The sequence below is a fragment of the Nitrosophilus sp. genome, from assembly GCF_982775275.1.
The window spans coordinates 1-15,900 of sequence record NZ_CEXZHP010000016.1 but is presented as its reverse complement, the minus strand read 5'-3'; the positions used below and the strand labels follow the sequence as shown (position 1 = coordinate 15,900).

General features: G+C 33.7%; 16 protein-coding genes. 9 read left to right on the top strand and 7 right to left on the bottom strand.

All coding sequences use genetic code 11. The annotated features are described in order from the left end of the window. The 8 genes from AC30RD_RS01845 to AC30RD_RS01810 all read left to right on the top strand — a co-directional run. The coding region (locus AC30RD_RS01845) for a SecD/SecF family protein translocase subunit (RefSeq protein ID WP_489492455.1) at nucleotides 1-463 on the top strand (463 nt) is incomplete at its 5' end. After that, the gene (secF, locus tag AC30RD_RS01840; protein ID WP_489492454.1) at nucleotides 463-1,434 is read left to right on the top strand and encodes a protein translocase subunit SecF; all 972 of its coding nucleotides are present in this window, start codon (nucleotides 463-465) and stop codon (nucleotides 1,432-1,434) included. The genes AC30RD_RS01845 and secF, both read left to right, overlap by 1 nt. Continuing rightward, nucleotides 1,434-3,884: a leucine--tRNA ligase gene (gene leuS / locus AC30RD_RS01835; protein ID WP_489492453.1), complete on the top strand. Its 2,451-nt coding sequence runs from the start codon at nucleotides 1,434-1,436 to the stop codon at nucleotides 3,882-3,884. Before secF ends, leuS begins: the two co-directional genes overlap by 1 nt. 8 nt (nucleotides 3,885-3,892) lie before the next feature. Continuing rightward, the gene (gene lptE / locus AC30RD_RS01830) at nucleotides 3,893-4,393 is read left to right on the top strand and encodes an LPS assembly lipoprotein LptE (protein WP_489492452.1); all 501 of its coding nucleotides are present in this window, start codon (nucleotides 3,893-3,895) and stop codon (nucleotides 4,391-4,393) included. Continuing rightward, nucleotides 4,374-5,561, top strand: coding sequence for a bifunctional folylpolyglutamate synthase/dihydrofolate synthase (locus AC30RD_RS01825; protein ID WP_489492451.1), 1,188 nt, complete (start codon nucleotides 4,374-4,376; stop codon nucleotides 5,559-5,561). The genes lptE and AC30RD_RS01825 overlap by 20 nt, the downstream gene beginning before the upstream one ends. A gap of 2 nt (nucleotides 5,562-5,563) precedes the next feature. Next, complete coding sequence (mfd, locus tag AC30RD_RS01820; RefSeq protein WP_489492450.1) at nucleotides 5,564-8,536, top strand: transcription-repair coupling factor; 2,973 nt, start codon at nucleotides 5,564-5,566, stop codon at nucleotides 8,534-8,536. Between the two features lie 18 nt (nucleotides 8,537-8,554). Continuing rightward, nucleotides 8,555-9,367, top strand: coding sequence for a TIGR00282 family metallophosphoesterase (locus AC30RD_RS01815; RefSeq protein WP_489492449.1), 813 nt, complete (start codon nucleotides 8,555-8,557; stop codon nucleotides 9,365-9,367). A gap of 40 nt (nucleotides 9,368-9,407) precedes the next feature. Further along, nucleotides 9,408-10,091: a 3-methyladenine DNA glycosylase gene (locus AC30RD_RS01810; RefSeq protein WP_489492448.1), complete on the top strand. Its 684-nt coding sequence runs from the start codon at nucleotides 9,408-9,410 to the stop codon at nucleotides 10,089-10,091. On the opposite strand, the gene AC30RD_RS01805 is transcribed toward AC30RD_RS01810, so the two are convergent. Genes AC30RD_RS01805 through rho form a run of 7 tightly spaced genes read right to left on the bottom strand, consistent with a single transcriptional unit; the run spans nucleotide 10,081 to nucleotide 15,134 of the window. After that, nucleotides 10,081-11,658: a DNA polymerase III subunit gamma/tau gene (locus tag AC30RD_RS01805; RefSeq protein WP_489492446.1), complete on the bottom strand. Its 1,578-nt coding sequence runs from the start codon at nucleotides 11,656-11,658 to the stop codon at nucleotides 10,081-10,083. The genes AC30RD_RS01810 and AC30RD_RS01805 overlap by 11 nt on opposite strands. Next, nucleotides 11,651-11,998: a HepT-like ribonuclease domain-containing protein gene (locus tag AC30RD_RS01800; RefSeq protein ID WP_489492445.1), complete on the bottom strand. Its 348-nt coding sequence runs from the start codon at nucleotides 11,996-11,998 to the stop codon at nucleotides 11,651-11,653. Before AC30RD_RS01800 ends, AC30RD_RS01805 begins: the two co-directional genes overlap by 8 nt. Continuing rightward, a complete protein-coding gene (locus tag AC30RD_RS01795) occupies nucleotides 11,991-12,281 on the bottom strand; it encodes a nucleotidyltransferase family protein (protein WP_489492444.1) in 291 nt (96 codons plus the stop codon). Before AC30RD_RS01795 ends, AC30RD_RS01800 begins: the two co-directional genes overlap by 8 nt. 37 nt (nucleotides 12,282-12,318) lie before the next feature. Beyond that, nucleotides 12,319-13,071 (bottom strand): glutamate racemase, encoded by a 753-nt coding sequence (gene murI, locus AC30RD_RS01790; RefSeq protein ID WP_489492442.1) that lies wholly within the window; start codon nucleotides 13,069-13,071, stop codon nucleotides 12,319-12,321. Next, nucleotides 13,068-13,478: a HepT-like ribonuclease domain-containing protein gene (locus AC30RD_RS01785; protein WP_489492441.1), complete on the bottom strand. Its 411-nt coding sequence runs from the start codon at nucleotides 13,476-13,478 to the stop codon at nucleotides 13,068-13,070. Before AC30RD_RS01785 ends, murI begins: the two co-directional genes overlap by 4 nt. A gap of 7 nt (nucleotides 13,479-13,485) precedes the next feature. Continuing rightward, nucleotides 13,486-13,773 (bottom strand): nucleotidyltransferase family protein, encoded by a 288-nt coding sequence (locus AC30RD_RS01780; protein ID WP_489492440.1) that lies wholly within the window; start codon nucleotides 13,771-13,773, stop codon nucleotides 13,486-13,488. Nucleotides 13,774-13,793: 20 nt separating this feature from the next. Then, nucleotides 13,794-15,134: a transcription termination factor Rho gene (gene rho, locus AC30RD_RS01775; protein WP_489492439.1), complete on the bottom strand. Its 1,341-nt coding sequence runs from the start codon at nucleotides 15,132-15,134 to the stop codon at nucleotides 13,794-13,796. Nucleotides 15,135-15,375: 241 nt separating this feature from the next. Here rho and AC30RD_RS01770 point away from each other — a divergent pair. Next, the coding region (locus AC30RD_RS01770) for an SDR family NAD(P)-dependent oxidoreductase (RefSeq protein ID WP_489492438.1) at nucleotides 15,376-15,900 on the top strand (525 nt) is incomplete at its 3' end.

The window sequence follows — 15,900 nt, the reverse complement described above, 5'->3', positions numbered from 1 at the left end:
ACTCTATTACGGGATTGCGGGAATTATAGCCGATATCGCTCTAATAGCCAATCTATTTTTAATCATAGGCATTATGGCTCTTTTTGGAGCCACTCTTACTCTTCCTGGAATGGCGGGTATCGTTTTGACTGTTGGTATGGCGGTTGACGCAAACGTTATTATAAATGAAAGAATTAGGGAACTTTTAAGAGAAGGGGTAAGTATAAAAAAAGCGATAGAGCAAGGCTATAAAAACGCAATGAGCGCAATTTTAGACGCAAATATAACAACTCTTATAGCCGCGGTTGTATTGTATGCATATGGAACGGGGCCTATAAAAGGTTTTGCCATTACTATAAGCATCGGTATATTGGCTTCTATGCTAACGGCTATACTTGGAACCCACGGGATATATGACGCTATTTTGCCAAAGATTCAAAAGAGTAAAAATCTCTCAATTTGGTTTGGAATAAAGGGTAAATAATGGAGTTTTTCAGAACTACTAAAATATATGATTTTATGGGTAAAAGCAAGATTTTTATATCTATATCTTTGCTTTTAATAATGGCTAGTTACTTGCTTTTATTCACAAAAGGCCTAAATTTTGGTATCGATTTTACTGGTGGAACGATCGTTCAGGTGAAGTATGATAAAAAGGTAGATATAAAAACAATAAGAGAGGCTTTGAAAAAAAGCGAGATTTTTAAAGACGCCTCTGTTACATATTTTGGAAGCGAAGAAGAGATAATTATAAGAGTTAAAAGCTCAACAAAAAAATTATCAAAAGATATCGGAGATGAGGCTAGGGAGGTGTTGAAAAATACCGGAAAGTTTGAGATAAGAAGGGTTGATATAGTAGGGCCAAAAGTTGGAAGCGAGCTTAGGGAAAAAGGCATTATGGCTATGTTGATAGCGATTGCGGGTATATTGTTATATGTATCTTTTAGGTTTGAGTGGCGCTTTGCCTTAGCTTCGGTGCTCGCTTTAGTTCACGATGTAAGTATCGCAATGGGAGCTATCAGCCTTTTTAATGTATCGGTAAATCTGGATATTTTAGCCGCTCTTTTAACTATTTTGGGATACTCTTTAAATGATACTATTATAGTATTTGATAGAATTAGAGAAGGTATAGTTGAGGCTAAAACTAATAATTTAAATGAAGTGATAAATGAGTCTATCACAAAAACGCTCTCAAGAACCACTCTTACTTCACTTACAACCTTTTTTGTTGTTTTGACCCTCTTTCTATTTGGCGGGGAGATAATAAAAGGTTTTAGTTTTACTCTTTTAATAGGCGTTATTGTGGGAACTTACAGCTCTATTTTTGTTGCTTCGCCTCTACTGGGATGGTTAGGGTTTAATCTACAAAAATATAGAGCAAAACTTGCCGAAAAGAAAAAAAGAGAGGCTGAAAAACAGAGGCTTAGAGCAATGTATGAGGGAGGAGTAGTTTAATGGATTACAATCCTGAAAAAATAGAAAAAAAATGGCAAAAAACTTGGATAGAAGATAGATATTATGAGCCATCGGAAGATTATAAAAAAGAGAAAAAATATATCTTAAGTATGTTTCCATATCCTAGCGGAAGAATTCATATGGGACATGTGAGAAATTATGCCATAGGCGACGCAATCGCTAGATATTATAGAAAAATGGATAAAAACGTATTGCACCCTATAGGCTGGGACGCTTTTGGTATGCCTGCCGAAAACGCCGCTATAAAAAATAGAGTCCATCCAAAAAAATGGACATATGAAAATATTGAGTATATGAGAAAAGAGCTTGACTCTTTAGGCCTTAGCTTTAGCAAAGAGAGAGAGTTTGCAACCTGTGATGAGCTTTATACCAAATGGGAGCAAAATTTCATAATAGATCTATGGAATAAGGGGCTTTTATATAGAAAAAAAGCCGCCGTTAACTGGTGCCCTCACGATAAGACCGTTTTGGCAAACGAACAGGTAATTGAGGGTAGATGTTGGAGATGCGATAGTGAAGTGGTCCAAAAAGAGATAGAGCAATATTTTCTAAAAATAACCGACTATGCCCAAGAACTTTTAGACGATTTAGCCAAGCTTGAGGGAAAATGGCCAAGCCAGGTAATAGCTATGCAAAAAAATTGGATCGGAAAGAGTGAAGGCTTGGAGTTTGATTTTTATTTTACAGATGAGAGCAAAAAGATTTTAAATGAGAAGTTTGAAAAATTTAGAGTATTTACAACAAGACCCGATACAATATATGGGGTATCTTATACGGCTTTAGCTCCTGAACACGAGATAGTAAAATATATGATAGAAAAAAATCTTTTAGATCAAAAAAGCGTCCAAAAGATCAAAAAGATGCAAAATATGCCTCCAAAAGAGAGGGCTCAAGCCGAAAAAGAGGGGCTTTTTTTAAATCTTTACGTAATTCATCCTTTAACAAAAGAGAAAATTCCGGTTTGGGTGGCGAACTTTGTTTTAACAGAATACGGAAGCGGTGCCGTTATGGCCGTACCCGCTCATGATGAGAGAGATTTTGAATTTGCGAAAAAATATAATCTTCCAATAAAATATGTTATAAAACCAAAAGATAAAGAGTTAGATTTAGATAAAGCTTATACCGAAGATGGAGTTTTATTTGATAGCGGCCAATTTAGCGGCTTAGATAGCAAAAGAGCCAAAGAGGAGATCATAAAATATTTTGAAAAAAACTCTCTTGGGAAAAAAACCGTAAATTTTAAATTAAAAGATTGGCTGGTTAGTCGACAAAGATATTGGGGGACTCCTATTCCTTTGGTAAAATGTCCAAAATGCGGTATCGTCCCACAAAAAAAAGAGAATCTCCCAATTACTTTACCCCAAGATATTGAGATAACCGGAGAGGGGAATCCTTTGGAGCTTCATCCTACCTGGAAATATACCAAATGTCCAAAATGTGGACATGACGCCCAAAAAGAGACAGATACTTTAGATACTTTCGTTGAATCGAGCTGGTATTTTTTGAGATATACTACCCCAAAAAGATTTTGGAAAGATTATCCTTTTAGAAAAGAGGATGTTGATTATTGGATGAGCGTAGATCAATATATCGGCGGAATTGAGCATGCGATACTTCATCTTCTTTATTCGAGGTTTTTTACGAAAGTTTTAAGAGATCTTGGCTATATAGAAATTGACGAGCCTTTTGATAGGCTTTTGACTCAAGGCATGGTTTTAAAAGATGGCGCTAAAATGAGTAAATCCAAAGGCAACGTTGTTGATCCGGATCTTTTGATTAAAAAATATGGTGCCGATACCGCAAGGCTTTTTATACTTTTTGCGGCTCCGCCCTCTAAAGAGCTTGAGTGGAACGATAGCGCGGTTGAGGGTGCTTATAGGTTTATAAAAAGATTTTTTGAAAGATCAAAAAATGTAAAAAAAATAGACTCCCTTCCAAAAATAGATCATAAAAGTTTAAACAAAGATGAGAAATTTGCTAGAAAAAAGGTTTACGAGGCTTTAAAAAAAGGGTATGAAGTTTATGAGAAAAGCTATAGTTTCAACACTCTAATAGCCGCTTGCATGGAGGCTATGAACGCTTTAAGCGCTCAAAAAAACGAAGATGTTTTAAGTGAAGGATATTGGATATTAACAAATCTTTTAGAACCGATTATCCCCCATGTTTGCTGGGAGATTTCCCAAAATCTTTTTGATAGAAAAAACTTTTGTAAAATCGATATAATAGATGAGGTTTTTGAAGAAGAGAGTATTACTTTGGCCGTGACAATAAACGGAAAAAGAAGATGCGAAATCGAAGTTTCAAAGGATGCTACCAAAGAAGAGATTTTAAAAGTAGCAAAAGAGGCGGCCAAAAAATGGATAGAGGATAAAAAGATTATAAAAGAGATTGTGGTTCCAAACAGGCTGGTTAATCTGGTAGTTAAATAGAGGATAAAATGAGATATTTAATACTACTTTTTACTCTGTTTTTGTTTATCGGGTGCGGGTATAAGCCCGCATCCCTCTATTCAAAAAAGGTTCTTGGGGATAGAATCTACACAGATGTAAAGGTTTATCTAAGAGACCCTGAAAACGCGGTATTGATAAAAGATGCTATTAATGAAGCGGTTGTTAGTAGATTTAAAGGGAGATTGTCAACAAAAAAAGATGCCACTTCCCAGATAATTATAAGCTTAAGTAGTGTAAGTTTTAGACCGTTGCAGTATGATAAGAACGGATATGTTGTGTATTATAGAGCTATTACGACCTTAAATATTATCTATAAAAACAAAAATATGACAAAATCTATAAACGTTTCTGGCAATTACGACTTTCCTATAGAGCCAAACAGCGTAATTTCTGATACAAAAAGATTTGAAGCGATAAGAGAGAGCTCAAAAAAAGCTCTTGATAAGTTTATTTCCAGAATCTCGATTATTGGGTATCAAGGAAGCTAAGCTGAATCTAAAAAAGTTTTTAGACTCTAAAAGCCTCTATTATAAAAATATCGATTTTGAAAGAGTCCCAAAGGCCTATGAAGCCATAAAAGATAATATTTGTTTACCAAAAATTATCCATATAATAGGAACCAACGGAAAAGGAAGCACCGGAAGATTTTTAGCCTATATTTTATATAAAAGCGGTTATAAAGTAGGCCATTATACCTCTCCTCATATACTAAGATTTAACGAAAGAATCTGGATAGATGGAAAAGATATCGATGATAAATCTTTAGAGAGTGCCCATCAAAAGCTCTTATCTCTACTCCCAAAAAAATTTATAAAAACTCTTAGCTATTTTGAATATACCACACTTTTAGCTGCCGTTGCTTTTGAAGGAGTGGATTTTGCTATCTTTGAGGCTGGACTTGGCGGAGAGTTTGACGCTACCAACGTTTTTGAAAAAAAACTTTCTCTAATAACCACAATAGGGTTTGACCATCAAGAGTTTTTAGGAGACACCATTGAAAAGATAGCCTCTACAAAAATAAGAAGTATAGAAAAAAAAGCGGTTATTGGTTATCAAAGATATAAAGAAGTAGAAGAGATAGCCAAAAAAATAGCTTCCAAAAAGGGGGCAAAACTCTATTTTGCCAAAGATATGGTCGATTTAGACGAAATTAAAAATTTTATGAAAAAGATCAAAAAAAGCTCATTTTTGGCAAAAAATCTCTCTTTAGCGGTGGCGGCGGCAAAAATCTTGGATGTTGAGGTAGATTTAAAAAAAATTGAAGATATAAATATTTTTGGTAGGATGCAAAAAATTTTAGATAATGTTATTTTAGATGTGGGGCACAATCCCTTGGCTGCAAAAGAGATCTTAAAAGAACTTGAAAAAAAGATAGTTTTAGTGTATAACAGCTACGAAGATAAAGATTATAAAAAGGTATTAAAGATTTTAAAGCCGAAAATAAAAAGAGTCCAAATTTTGGATATAGATGATGAAAGAGCCGTTAAAAAGGAGGATTTAAAACAGGCTTTAAGGGAGCTTGATATTGAGTTTTGTGAATTTGAAAGATTGGAAGAAAATGAAAACTATTTAGTTTTTGGCTCCTTTAAAGTCGCCGAAAATTTTCTTAAATATTTATCGAGGCAAGGCCTTGTAAAAAATATAAGGGTTGATTAAGCATGCAGGCGAAGATTTTTGAGTTTTTAAAAAAGAGAGTTCCGGACATTTTGGTAGTAAAAGATGATATTGAAGCCAAAAAAGTAGAATATGTAGCAAAATATTTGGAAATTGAGCATATAGTTCTTCCAGATTTTAGAGCGAGATTTAAAGATGATCTAAGAAGTTTTAAAGAAGAGCTTGAAGAGCTCTTATCGGCACTCCATAAATATTATAAAACTTCGAAGTCCAACTTCAAACAAAAAACTCTTTTGATAGCACCCTATCAGACACTATCAAACTATATGCCATCAAGTAGATATTTTGACGAGTTTAAGATCGAGTTTGGAGAGAGGCTGGATCTAAAAGGCTTAAAAGAGAGACTTTTATATTGGGGTTATGAGTTTGTGGATGTGGTAGAGGCTAAAGGAGAGGCCTCTTTTAGAGGGGATATCATTGATATCTATCCAAAAGACTCAAGTCCCGTTAGAATAAGTCTTTTTGATGATGAGGTGGAGTCTATTAGATATTTTGACGAATTTACTCAAAAGAGTCAAAAAGAGGAGTTGGAATCTATCAAAATAACTCCCGCTCTATTTTCTTTGGACGAAAAAGAGTATGAGGAGATTGAAAAAAGAGCCAAAAGTTTAGATAGCGATGCGTTTTTTAAAGATATTTTCTCTTTAGGTTTTTGGGTATTGGATGATAAGGTAGATCTTTTGAAAGATAAAGAGGCCTATTTTGTTAATGATCTAAAAGATGAGATTGAGGATCTATATAGCCAAAATTCGGTATTTGTAGATAAAGATAGTTTTAAATTAAAAACGATTGAAGAAGCAAAAGAGTATAAAGATATAGAAGTTTTAGATATTAACTTTTTAATAAACGCAAACAAAGAAAAAAAGATAAGTATAATTGCCAAAAACGAAACCGCTATTAGAAGAAGCGAGATAAAAAATTTTGAAGGATTAAATTTTATCTATAAAGATATTATCTTAAATATCCAAAGCGAAAATGAGCTAATTATCTCTCTCAATAAACCAGCCAAATTTAAGAAAGTAAAAAAAGCAAAGGTTTTATTAGATGAGTTAAAACCCGGTGATTATGTTGTTCATGAAAATCACGGCATAGCTATTTTTAGCAAGATAGAACCGGTTAGCATACTTGGAGCTACAAGGGATTTTGTAGTTTTGAAATACGCGGGAGACGATAAACTTTTACTTCCCGTTGAAAATATAGATCTAATAGATAGATATGTCGCAGATAGCGGGACGTTACCTGTTATAGACAAACTTGGAAGCGCTTCTTTTAGCAAACTTAAAAAAAGAGTAAAAGAAAAACTTTTTGAAATAGCCAGCAATATAGTAAAACTTGCAGCTAAAAGAGAACTTTCTAAAGGAAAAGTTTGCGATGTAGAAAATCCTGAGATAAAGATCTTCCAAAAAGATGCGGGATTTGAGTATACACCGGATCAAAAAAAGGCTATTGATGAGATTTTTAGCGATCTATCCAGTGGCAAAGTGATGGATAGGCTTTTAAGCGGAGATGTGGGTTTTGGAAAGACCGAGGTTGCGATGAACGCAATATTTGCGGCGGTAAAAAGCGGTTATCAAGCGGCCTTTATAGCTCCAACTACCCTTTTATCAAACCAGCATTATAATACTTTGATAGAGAGATTTGAAAAATTTGATATAAAAGTGGCTAAGCTTGATAGGTTTGTTACTCAAAAAGAGAAAAAAAGAGTTTTAGAAGGTTTAAAAAACAAACAGATCGATATTGTTGTTGGAACGCATTCCATATTTTCGGCTGTTTTTAAAGATTTGGCGTTGGTTGTTATCGATGAAGAGCATAAATTTGGAGTAAAACAGAAAGAGAAATTAAAGGAGTTAACACAAGATGTCCATCTGCTTACAATGAGCGCGACCCCTATACCTCGAAGCTTAAATATGGCTCTTAGCAAAATAAAAGATTTTAGCACACTTTTAACTCCTCCTCAAGGAAAAAAAGAGGTTAGAACGTATGTAAAAGAGTATAATCCAAAACTTATAAAAGAGGTTGTTTTAAGAGAATTAAGAAGAGGTGGCCAAATCTTTTATATATTTAACTCCATAGCTGAAATAGAAGAGAAGAAAAAGGAGCTTTTGGAGATTTTGCCAAATTTAAAGATACTTGTTTTACATTCCAAAGTAAGTGCTGCTGTTAGCGAAAAAGAGCTTCTTAAGTTTTACGATAAAAAGTATGATCTTCTTTTATCAACATCTATTGTAGAGTCTGGACTTCATCTTCCAAACGTAAATACGATAATAGTCGATAACGCAGATAGATTTGGTATAGCCGATTTGCACCAGTTAAGAGGAAGAGTTGGAAGAGGAAAAAAAGAGGGATTTTGTTACTATCTTGTTGAAGATAAGCAAAAAATTACACAAGAAGCCAAAAAAAGACTAATTGCCCTTGAGACAAACTCCTTTTTGGGAAGCGGGCAGGTTTTGGCGATGCACGATTTAGAAATTAGAGGCGGAGGCAATCTTATAGGAGCTCAACAAAGCGGTCATATCAAAAATATAGGCTACTCTTTATATATCAAAATGTTAGAAGATGCTATAAACGCTCTAACCAAAGGGGAGATAGAAGAAAAACCAAAAGTCGAGATAAAACTGGCGATCAACGCCTATTTAACAAAAGAGTTAATAAGCGAAGATAGATTGAGATTAGATATTTATCGAAGACTTGGACAGTGCGAAAGCGTAGATGAGGTTTATGATATAGAAGAAGAGATTGTTGATAGATTTGGAAAATTAGATACTATATCAAAACAGTTTTTAGATCTTGTAATCATTAAGATTTTAGCTATGAAACGGGGCATAAAAACTATCTCAAACTATAACGAAAATATAACTTTTGAATATGTCGATTCTAAAAAAGAGTTTATCAAAGCAAGAAGCAAAGATGATGACGATATAATATCCACTACCTTACTCAAACTTCGAAGTTTTTGAAATATTAAAAGGGGTGGAATGAAGATAGGGTTTATTGGTGATATTATTGGAAAGCCCGGTAGAAAAATGGTAAAGATTCATTTAAAGCATATTAGAGAAAAAGAGGGGCTTGATTTTGTAATAGCAAACTATGAAAACGCAAGTCATGGATTTGGCCTTACTGAAAAAAACGCAAAAGAGCTTTTTGGTAGCGGAATAGATCTAATGACCGGCGGCAATCATACTTGGGATAAAAAAGAGATCTTTGGAATGTTAGGCTCTATGCCTCTGTTGAGACCGGTTAACTATCCCGCTGGGGTTCCAGGAAGAGGGGTTGAGATAGTTGAAATAAACAAAGAGAGATTTGCTGTGATAAATTTGATGGGCCATTTTTCGATGCCGATGGTAGAAAATCCCTTTATAACGATAAACAGAGTCGTTGATAAGCTGATTGAAGATGATGTTAAAAATATATTTATAGATATGCATGCCGAAGCTACGAGTGAAAAAAGGGCTCTTTTGATGATGCTAAAATCAAAAGTTAGCGCGATAGCCGGAACTCATACTCACGTGGGTAGCGATGATTTGGTTATTTTTGAGGGTGTGGGATATGTTACTGATGTTGGACTTACTGGATGCAGAGATAATGTAATAGGGATGAAAGAGGATGTTCCTATAAAAAGATTTTTAACGGGTCTTCCGGGAAGATTTGACGTTCCTGATAAATGTAAGAAAATATTGCAGATGGTAGTTTTTGATATAGATGGCGGAAAATGCGTAGATGCTTATAAGATAAAAGCTTATGACGAAGAGGAATATTTTATTTCTCAAAAGGCTTTTATTGAAAAATAAAATATTTGTTCGAAGTCGCACTTCAAAGTTGGGGAGAAAGATGCTTCAGAGTAGTTTTGAGCTGTTAAAAAGACTAAAAGAGCTTGGATTTTTAAAAGATGAAAAAGATCCATACTGGTGGCCAAATAGTGGAACTTTTGAAGTTGTTGTAGGGGCTATTCTTACTCAAAATACAAAATGGGAGAAAGTAGAAAAAGCTTTAAAAAATCTAAAAAGTTATCTTGGCAAAATAGAGCTTGAAAAATTGTCCCAAATAGATCAAAAAGTTTTATCTGAGCTTATTAAACCCGCCGGTTTTTATAATACGAAAGCTTTTAGATTAAAAAAACTGTCTCAAAATATTTTACAAGAGTTTGGAGATTTTAGAAATTTTCAACAAAAAGTTAGCAGATATTGGCTTTTAGATCAAAAAGGTATAGGTAAAGAGACGGCAGATTCGATATTGAATTATGCTTGTTATAAAGATTTTATGGTTGTAGATAGTTATACAGCGAGGATTTTAAATATTTTGGGATACGAATTTTGTGAATATGATGAGATACAGGATTTTTTAACTGAGGGGATTTTTCAAAATCAAGAAAATATATATGAACTTTATGATAAAGAACTGCCGCTAAATCAAATATATGCTAGATTTCACGGGAAAATTGTAGATTTTTGCAAAGAACATTTTAGAGGAAAAGAGAAAGAAGAAAAAGTTAAAAAGCTGCTTTTTATATCTTAGGCTTTACTATTATCCTTTTTGCGTTAAAAAGCTCTTTTGCCTTTTGAACCATAGGCTCGTTTAATATATCTTTTGTGTCAAACTCTTTTGCTGCAAGTCCCAAAGCATTGCTAACGCAGCTGTTGTCTCCTTCAATTTTTTCCAACATCGAAGAACACTCTTCGTTAGCGTGAAGTTCAGCTTTTTTTATCTTCTCTTTTAAGGGATCTATTTTTTTGATTTTTGTTTCAATGCCAAAAATTTCTTGAACAAAGTGTCGAATAATTCCGTATGATACTTTTAAAATCTCTTTACATCTATCATCAGCGTCGCTCTCCCAAGTGAGTATATTATCTTTAAAAGAGATAAATTTTACGCTATTTTTAAAACATTCTCCCAGATCATAATCTCTATCATAAAGCTTTTTTATAAGGTCGCTAAATTTCTCTTGATCGCTTTTTTGTGTAGTTTTGACTATATCTTTTTGCGGTTTTGCTTTGATTGTCTCTTTTTTTTGGTCTAAATTTTCGCTATTTGTTTCAAAAGATTTTATAATCTCGTCTATCTCTTTTATTTTTAAAGCCTCTATCATTTTAAAAAAAGTTAAACTCAAAACAAACTCTTCATCGGCGTTTATAAAAAGCAAAGATTTGGCGTCGTTTAATATCCTGAAAAATCTATCGTAAATTAGTGTAGAAAACCTAACATCCTCTTCAAAAAGCCTGTTTTTTAAAAATATTATCATCTCATCTATTACCATTTGGGCTTCAAAGTCCCTTAAATCTTTTACTATCTCTTTGATTTTTGATTTTTGGCGATTTAAAATAGTTTGAAAGATATCCTCTATTACTTTTGGATCCACAAGTCCTAGCATCTCCGTAACCGTTTGAACGTTTACAAAATTTTTTGAATAGATTATAGCTTGATCTAGTAAGGTAAGAGTGTCTCTTAAGCTCCCCGATCCGCTTCTAGCAAGAATCTCAAGGGCCTCTTCTTCATATTCTACGTTTTCAAGATTTAGGATATGGGAAAGATGCGATACTATATCTTTTTGAGAGATTTTTTTAAATCTAAAATGTTGCGTTCTACTCAAAATAGTCGCAGGAAGCTTTAAAGGATCGGTGGTAGCTAAAATAAACTTTACATATTCTGGCGGTTCTTCAAGTGTTTTTAAAAGAGCGTTAAAAGCCTCGCGAGTTAGCATATGAACTTCGTCTATTATAAATATTTTATATCTTGCTTGTGCCGGTTTATACTTGGTTTGCTCTATTAGATCTCTTATATCGTCTATCTTTCTGCTACTTGCCGCATCCATCTCCACAATATCTATATGTCTGTTTTCATTTGCGGCTAAGCAGTTTTGGCAAGTTTCGCATGGTTTGCTAGTAGGGCCTTCATCACAGATCAAAGCTTTTGAGAAGATTCTTGCGGTGCTTGTTTTACCGCTACCTCTAAGCCCGCTAAAAAGGTATGCATGGGATAGATGACCGCTATCAAGAGCTAAAGATAGCGTCTGAGCGATAGAGTCTTGACCTATTAAGTCTTCAAAGCGTTTTGGACGATATTTTAGAGCTAAAGTTTTACTCAAGTTTTTCCTTTAAGATTTTATTAATAATTATATAAAGATTTTCCAAGTCATTTTTGGCAGTTTTATACACTATTTCATAATCTATACCAAAATATTCATGAATAAGTAAATTTCTAAAATCTTTAATGTCTCTCCATTCGATTTCGGTAAATTTTTCTTTAATATCTTTTGAAAGATGAGAAACTGCTTCACCTATAATTTCAAATTCTCTTATAGTTGCTTGATATGTTTTTCTATCTTTAATTAAATCTTGAGCAGATTCTATATCTTTTAAATATTCAAAAATTGCTTCGCAACTTTCTTTTATATCAAGAAGGTATAATACTTGATCTCTAGACATACAAAACCGTTTCTAAAATCTCTTTTTTTATATATTTCTTTAAAGCTTCGGGAGTTGTTAGATCTATTTTTTTTTGAAGTTTTTTTTCTAAAAAACGTTTTATTTCTAAAAAGTTGTGTAAAGTTTTTTTTGATTTTTCAATTTCCACTAAAATATCAATATCGCTGTTTTTTGTAAAAGTTCCTTTAGCGAAACTTCCAAAAATACCTATTTTTGTTACGCCAAATTTTGACAACTCTTTTTTATTATCTTTTATTATTTTTAAAATTGTATTTTTATTCATATTTTTTCCGTAGCATTATTTTTTTATTTTTATATTATTATACAATAGAAGATTTTAACCAAACTTTTGCGATCGTCTTTAATTTTTCAGGATTTTCTGAGGCAAAAAGTTTTAAGTTCGTATCAAAAAAGCGCTTTTTTAGTCCAAAATCCTCTTCTAAATGTTCAACTATAGCCTCTCCAGAATGAATTAGACAAACTTCGTTATTAAAATACTCTTTTATATTTTTTGCAATAAGTGGAAAATGGGTGCATCCTAAGATTATGGCATCTGGTTTTTTTATATCTTTAAAGTAGTGATTTAGTGCGGCTTTTAAGACCTCTCCCTCAAAAAGTCCCTCCTCAACTATGGGCACAAATAAAGGTGTTGGCTTTGATATAAAGTTTTTAAAACCTTTTTCTTTTAAAATCTTTTGATACTTTTTGCTAGAGATCGTAGCGTTTGTTCCGATGATGAGTATATTTTTGTCTTTGTTGTTTATCTTTTTTTCAAGAGCCAAAACTCCGGGCTCTATAACTCCAACGACCGGAAATGGTGCGTTTTCTCTAAGTTCGGCTATCGCATGGGCGCTAACGGAGTTACAAGCGGTTATCAATATATCTACTTCAAAATTTTTAAAAAACTCCAAAGCCTCTAAAGAGTAACGAATGATCGTATTTTTATCTTTTATCCCGTAAGGAACTCTCGCGGTATCGCCAAAATAGACAATCTCCTCAAAAAGCTTATGCTCAAGCAAACTCTTTACAACCGTAAGCCCGCCTATACCGCTGTCAAAAACCGCCGCTTTCATCTTAGTTTTTCTAAATCTTTTACAATAAAATCTAAATAACTGTTATGATCTATAAAACTATCGATAAGTTTTTCTTTTAAGCTTTTATCGGTAGATTCTATCAGTTGTGTTATATATTTTTTAAAATCTTTTAAATCGTTTTGTATAATATCCCAAACTTCATCTGGGTCAATCCCAAAATAGTTATGAATAAGCAAATTTCTAAAATCGACAATATCTCTTTTACTATCATCTATGATATTACTATTTATAAGTTGTTTTGTCGCTTCGCCTATGATTTCAAACTCTCTAATAACACTATCCCAAGCTTTATAATCATATAATAACTCTTGAGCGGTGCGAAAATCTTTGCAAGTTTGCTCTATTTTTCTAATCGCTACAAAAATATCAAATAAAAAAAACTCCATTATTCTCTTAGACATATATTAAGTCCTCTTTTATAACATCCTTTATAAAAGGATGGATAGAATCATAAAGTCCTAAATCAACATCTTTTTTTAGATAATCGCTTAAATATCTTTTTGCATTTGCGATTATTAATCCGTTTTTTCTTTTCATTTTTATAATGGCAATATCTATATCGCTCTGTTTTTTTTCTTCTCCTCTCGCAAAACTGCCAAAAACGGCAATCTCTTCTATGCCAAACTCTTCTTTAAGCCTTTTTTTTGCTTGTTTTAGTTTATCTAAGACTTTTTTATCCATATCTATTTCTTTAAACTTTATTATGCTCCCTCATTCATAATACTTAAAAACTCTTCATTATTTTTTGTTTTTAGCATTTTTGAATATAAAAATTTAAGCGCCTCGACTTCGTCCATCTGCTGCATCGCGTTTCTAAGCGCCCAAACTTTTGGTAAAGTGTTTGGATCAAGCAGCAGCTCTTCTTTTCTAGTTCCAGATTTTAATATATCGATCGCAGGATAGATTCTGCGGTCTGCTATTTTTCTATCAAGCACTATTTCGCAGTTACCGGTTCCTTTGAACTCTTCAAAGATAACTTCATCCATTCTAGAGCCGGTTTCTATAAGAGCTGTGGAGATGATGGTTAAACTTCCTCCCTCTTCTATATTTCTAGCCGCACCGAAAAATCTTTTTGGTTTATGCAAAGCGTTTGCGTCAACCCCTCCACTTAAAACTTTACCGCTTGATGGGGTTACGGTATTGTAAGCGCGAGCTAGTCTTGTTATGGAGTCAAGCAAGATTACGACATCTTTGCCCATCTCTACTCTTCTTTTAGCCTTTTCTATGACGAGTTCCGCTACTCGGACGTGGTTGCGTGCTGGCATATCAAAAGTTGAGCTATAAACTTCGCCTTTTACGCTTCGCTCCATATCGGTAACTTCTTCGGGTCTTTCGTCTACTAGTAAGACGATTAGTTCGATTTCTGGATGATTTTTTGCTATACCGTGGGCTAGCTCTTTCATAAGCTCTGTTTTACCGCTTCTTGGAGGAGCCACTATAAGAGCTCTTTGCCCTTTGCCAATAGGCGTAAAAAGATCCAAAACTCTTCCTGTGAGTCTCATAGGATCATATTCTAATTTTATCTTTTCTGTGGGATAAAGAGGCGTTAAGTTGTCAAAAAGAGGTCTTTTTTTACTCTCTTCTGGAGGAAGATAGTTGATAGCCTCTATCTTTAAAAGTGCATAGTATCTTTCTTGATCTTTTGGCGGTCTTACCTGACCCGTTACCACATCCCCCGTTCTTAGGGCAAATCTTCTAATCTGAGTGGCGCTTACATAGGCGTCGTTTGCCGTGTTTGAGAAGTTTTCGTTTATACCTCTTAAAAACCCGTACCCTTCAGGAGTAATTTCTAAAATACCGGTAAATAGTATATATCCCCCTTTGCTTACTTGAGACTTTAATATCTCAAACATCAAATCTTGTCTTTTATACTCTTGGGGGTTTTCTATGCCAAGCTGCGTAGCTATGGCTATAAGCTCATCTAGAGTTTTTGTTCTTAGCTCCTCTATGGTATACCCTTCAACGGGAATATGCGTTCTTGTTTTTTGTTTTTGTCCGTTTTGAACGGCGGTAGCGCTGTTTTGATGTGTATTTTCGTTCATTGATTTCCTCTTGTGATTTTTGGGATTTGCAGTAGGATTTGCGAAAGAAAAATAAAGAGCAAAATATAAATATCTTGTTGTAATTTTATACTAACCCATCTTTATTGTCAAGAGAAATGGATTTTGAAACATTTTTGAAACTCTTTTTTCGTAAAATTTTTGGTTAAAACTAATTTATGGTATTTATTTTTTTGCAGAAACTTTTTGATAAAATTATATTTTAATAAAAAAGAGGGTTTTTATGGAGAGGATATTAGTCACCGGTGGTGCTGGATATATAGGAAGCCACGTAGTAAAAGAGCTTTTAAAAAGAGGATATAGGGATATCACCGTTATAGACAACCTATCTACCGGACTTTTGAATACGATAGATAGAGTTAAAAAACATTATGGAGATTTTGAGTTTATAAAACTTGATCTATCAGAATATAAAAAGATAAAAGAGCTTTTTGAAAAAAAGAGGTTTGATAGTGTTATACATTTTGCCGCGTCTTTGGTTGTGCCTGAATCTGTGAAAAATCCTATCAAATACTATCTTAACAATACGGCAAATACGGCAAATCTCATAAAAATTGCCGCAGAAGGTGGAGTAAAAAAGTTTATATTTTCTTCAACGGCGGCGGTTTACGGAGAACCAGAAGATATTCCAATAGAGGGAATAACCGAGGATTTTAAAACTTTGCCCATAAACCCTTACGGATATAGCAAACTCATGAGCGAACAGATACTAAAAGATGCTGCAAAAGCTTATAAAGATCTAAAATAT

Excerpts from the sequence above, each read along its gene's own strand:
- secF (WP_489492454.1), top strand. The coding sequence starts at position 463 with ATGGAGTTTTTCAGAACTACTAAAATATATGATTTTATGGGTAAAAGC.
- leuS (WP_489492453.1), top strand. The coding sequence starts at position 1,434 with ATGGATTACAATCCTGAAAAAATAGAAAAAAAATGGCAAAAAACTTGG.
- lptE (WP_489492452.1), top strand. The coding sequence starts at position 3,893 with ATGAGATATTTAATACTACTTTTTACTCTGTTTTTGTTTATCGGGTGC.
- mfd (WP_489492450.1), top strand. The coding sequence starts at position 5,564 with ATGCAGGCGAAGATTTTTGAGTTTTTAAAAAAGAGAGTTCCGGACATT.
- AC30RD_RS01815 (WP_489492449.1), top strand. The coding sequence starts at position 8,555 with ATGAAGATAGGGTTTATTGGTGATATTATTGGAAAGCCCGGTAGAAAA.
- AC30RD_RS01810 (WP_489492448.1), top strand. The coding sequence starts at position 9,408 with ATGCTTCAGAGTAGTTTTGAGCTGTTAAAAAGACTAAAAGAGCTTGGA.
- AC30RD_RS01800 (WP_489492445.1), bottom strand. The coding sequence starts at position 11,998 with ATGTCTAGAGATCAAGTATTATACCTTCTTGATATAAAAGAAAGTTGC.
- AC30RD_RS01795 (WP_489492444.1), bottom strand. The coding sequence starts at position 12,281 with ATGAATAAAAATACAATTTTAAAAATAATAAAAGATAATAAAAAAGAG.
- murI (WP_489492442.1), bottom strand. The coding sequence starts at position 13,071 with ATGAAAGCGGCGGTTTTTGACAGCGGTATAGGCGGGCTTACGGTTGTA.
- AC30RD_RS01785 (WP_489492441.1), bottom strand. The coding sequence starts at position 13,478 with ATGGAGTTTTTTTTATTTGATATTTTTGTAGCGATTAGAAAAATAGAG.
- AC30RD_RS01780 (WP_489492440.1), bottom strand. The coding sequence starts at position 13,773 with ATGGATAAAAAAGTCTTAGATAAACTAAAACAAGCAAAAAAAAGGCTT.
- rho (WP_489492439.1), bottom strand. The coding sequence starts at position 15,134 with ATGAACGAAAATACACATCAAAACAGCGCTACCGCCGTTCAAAACGGA.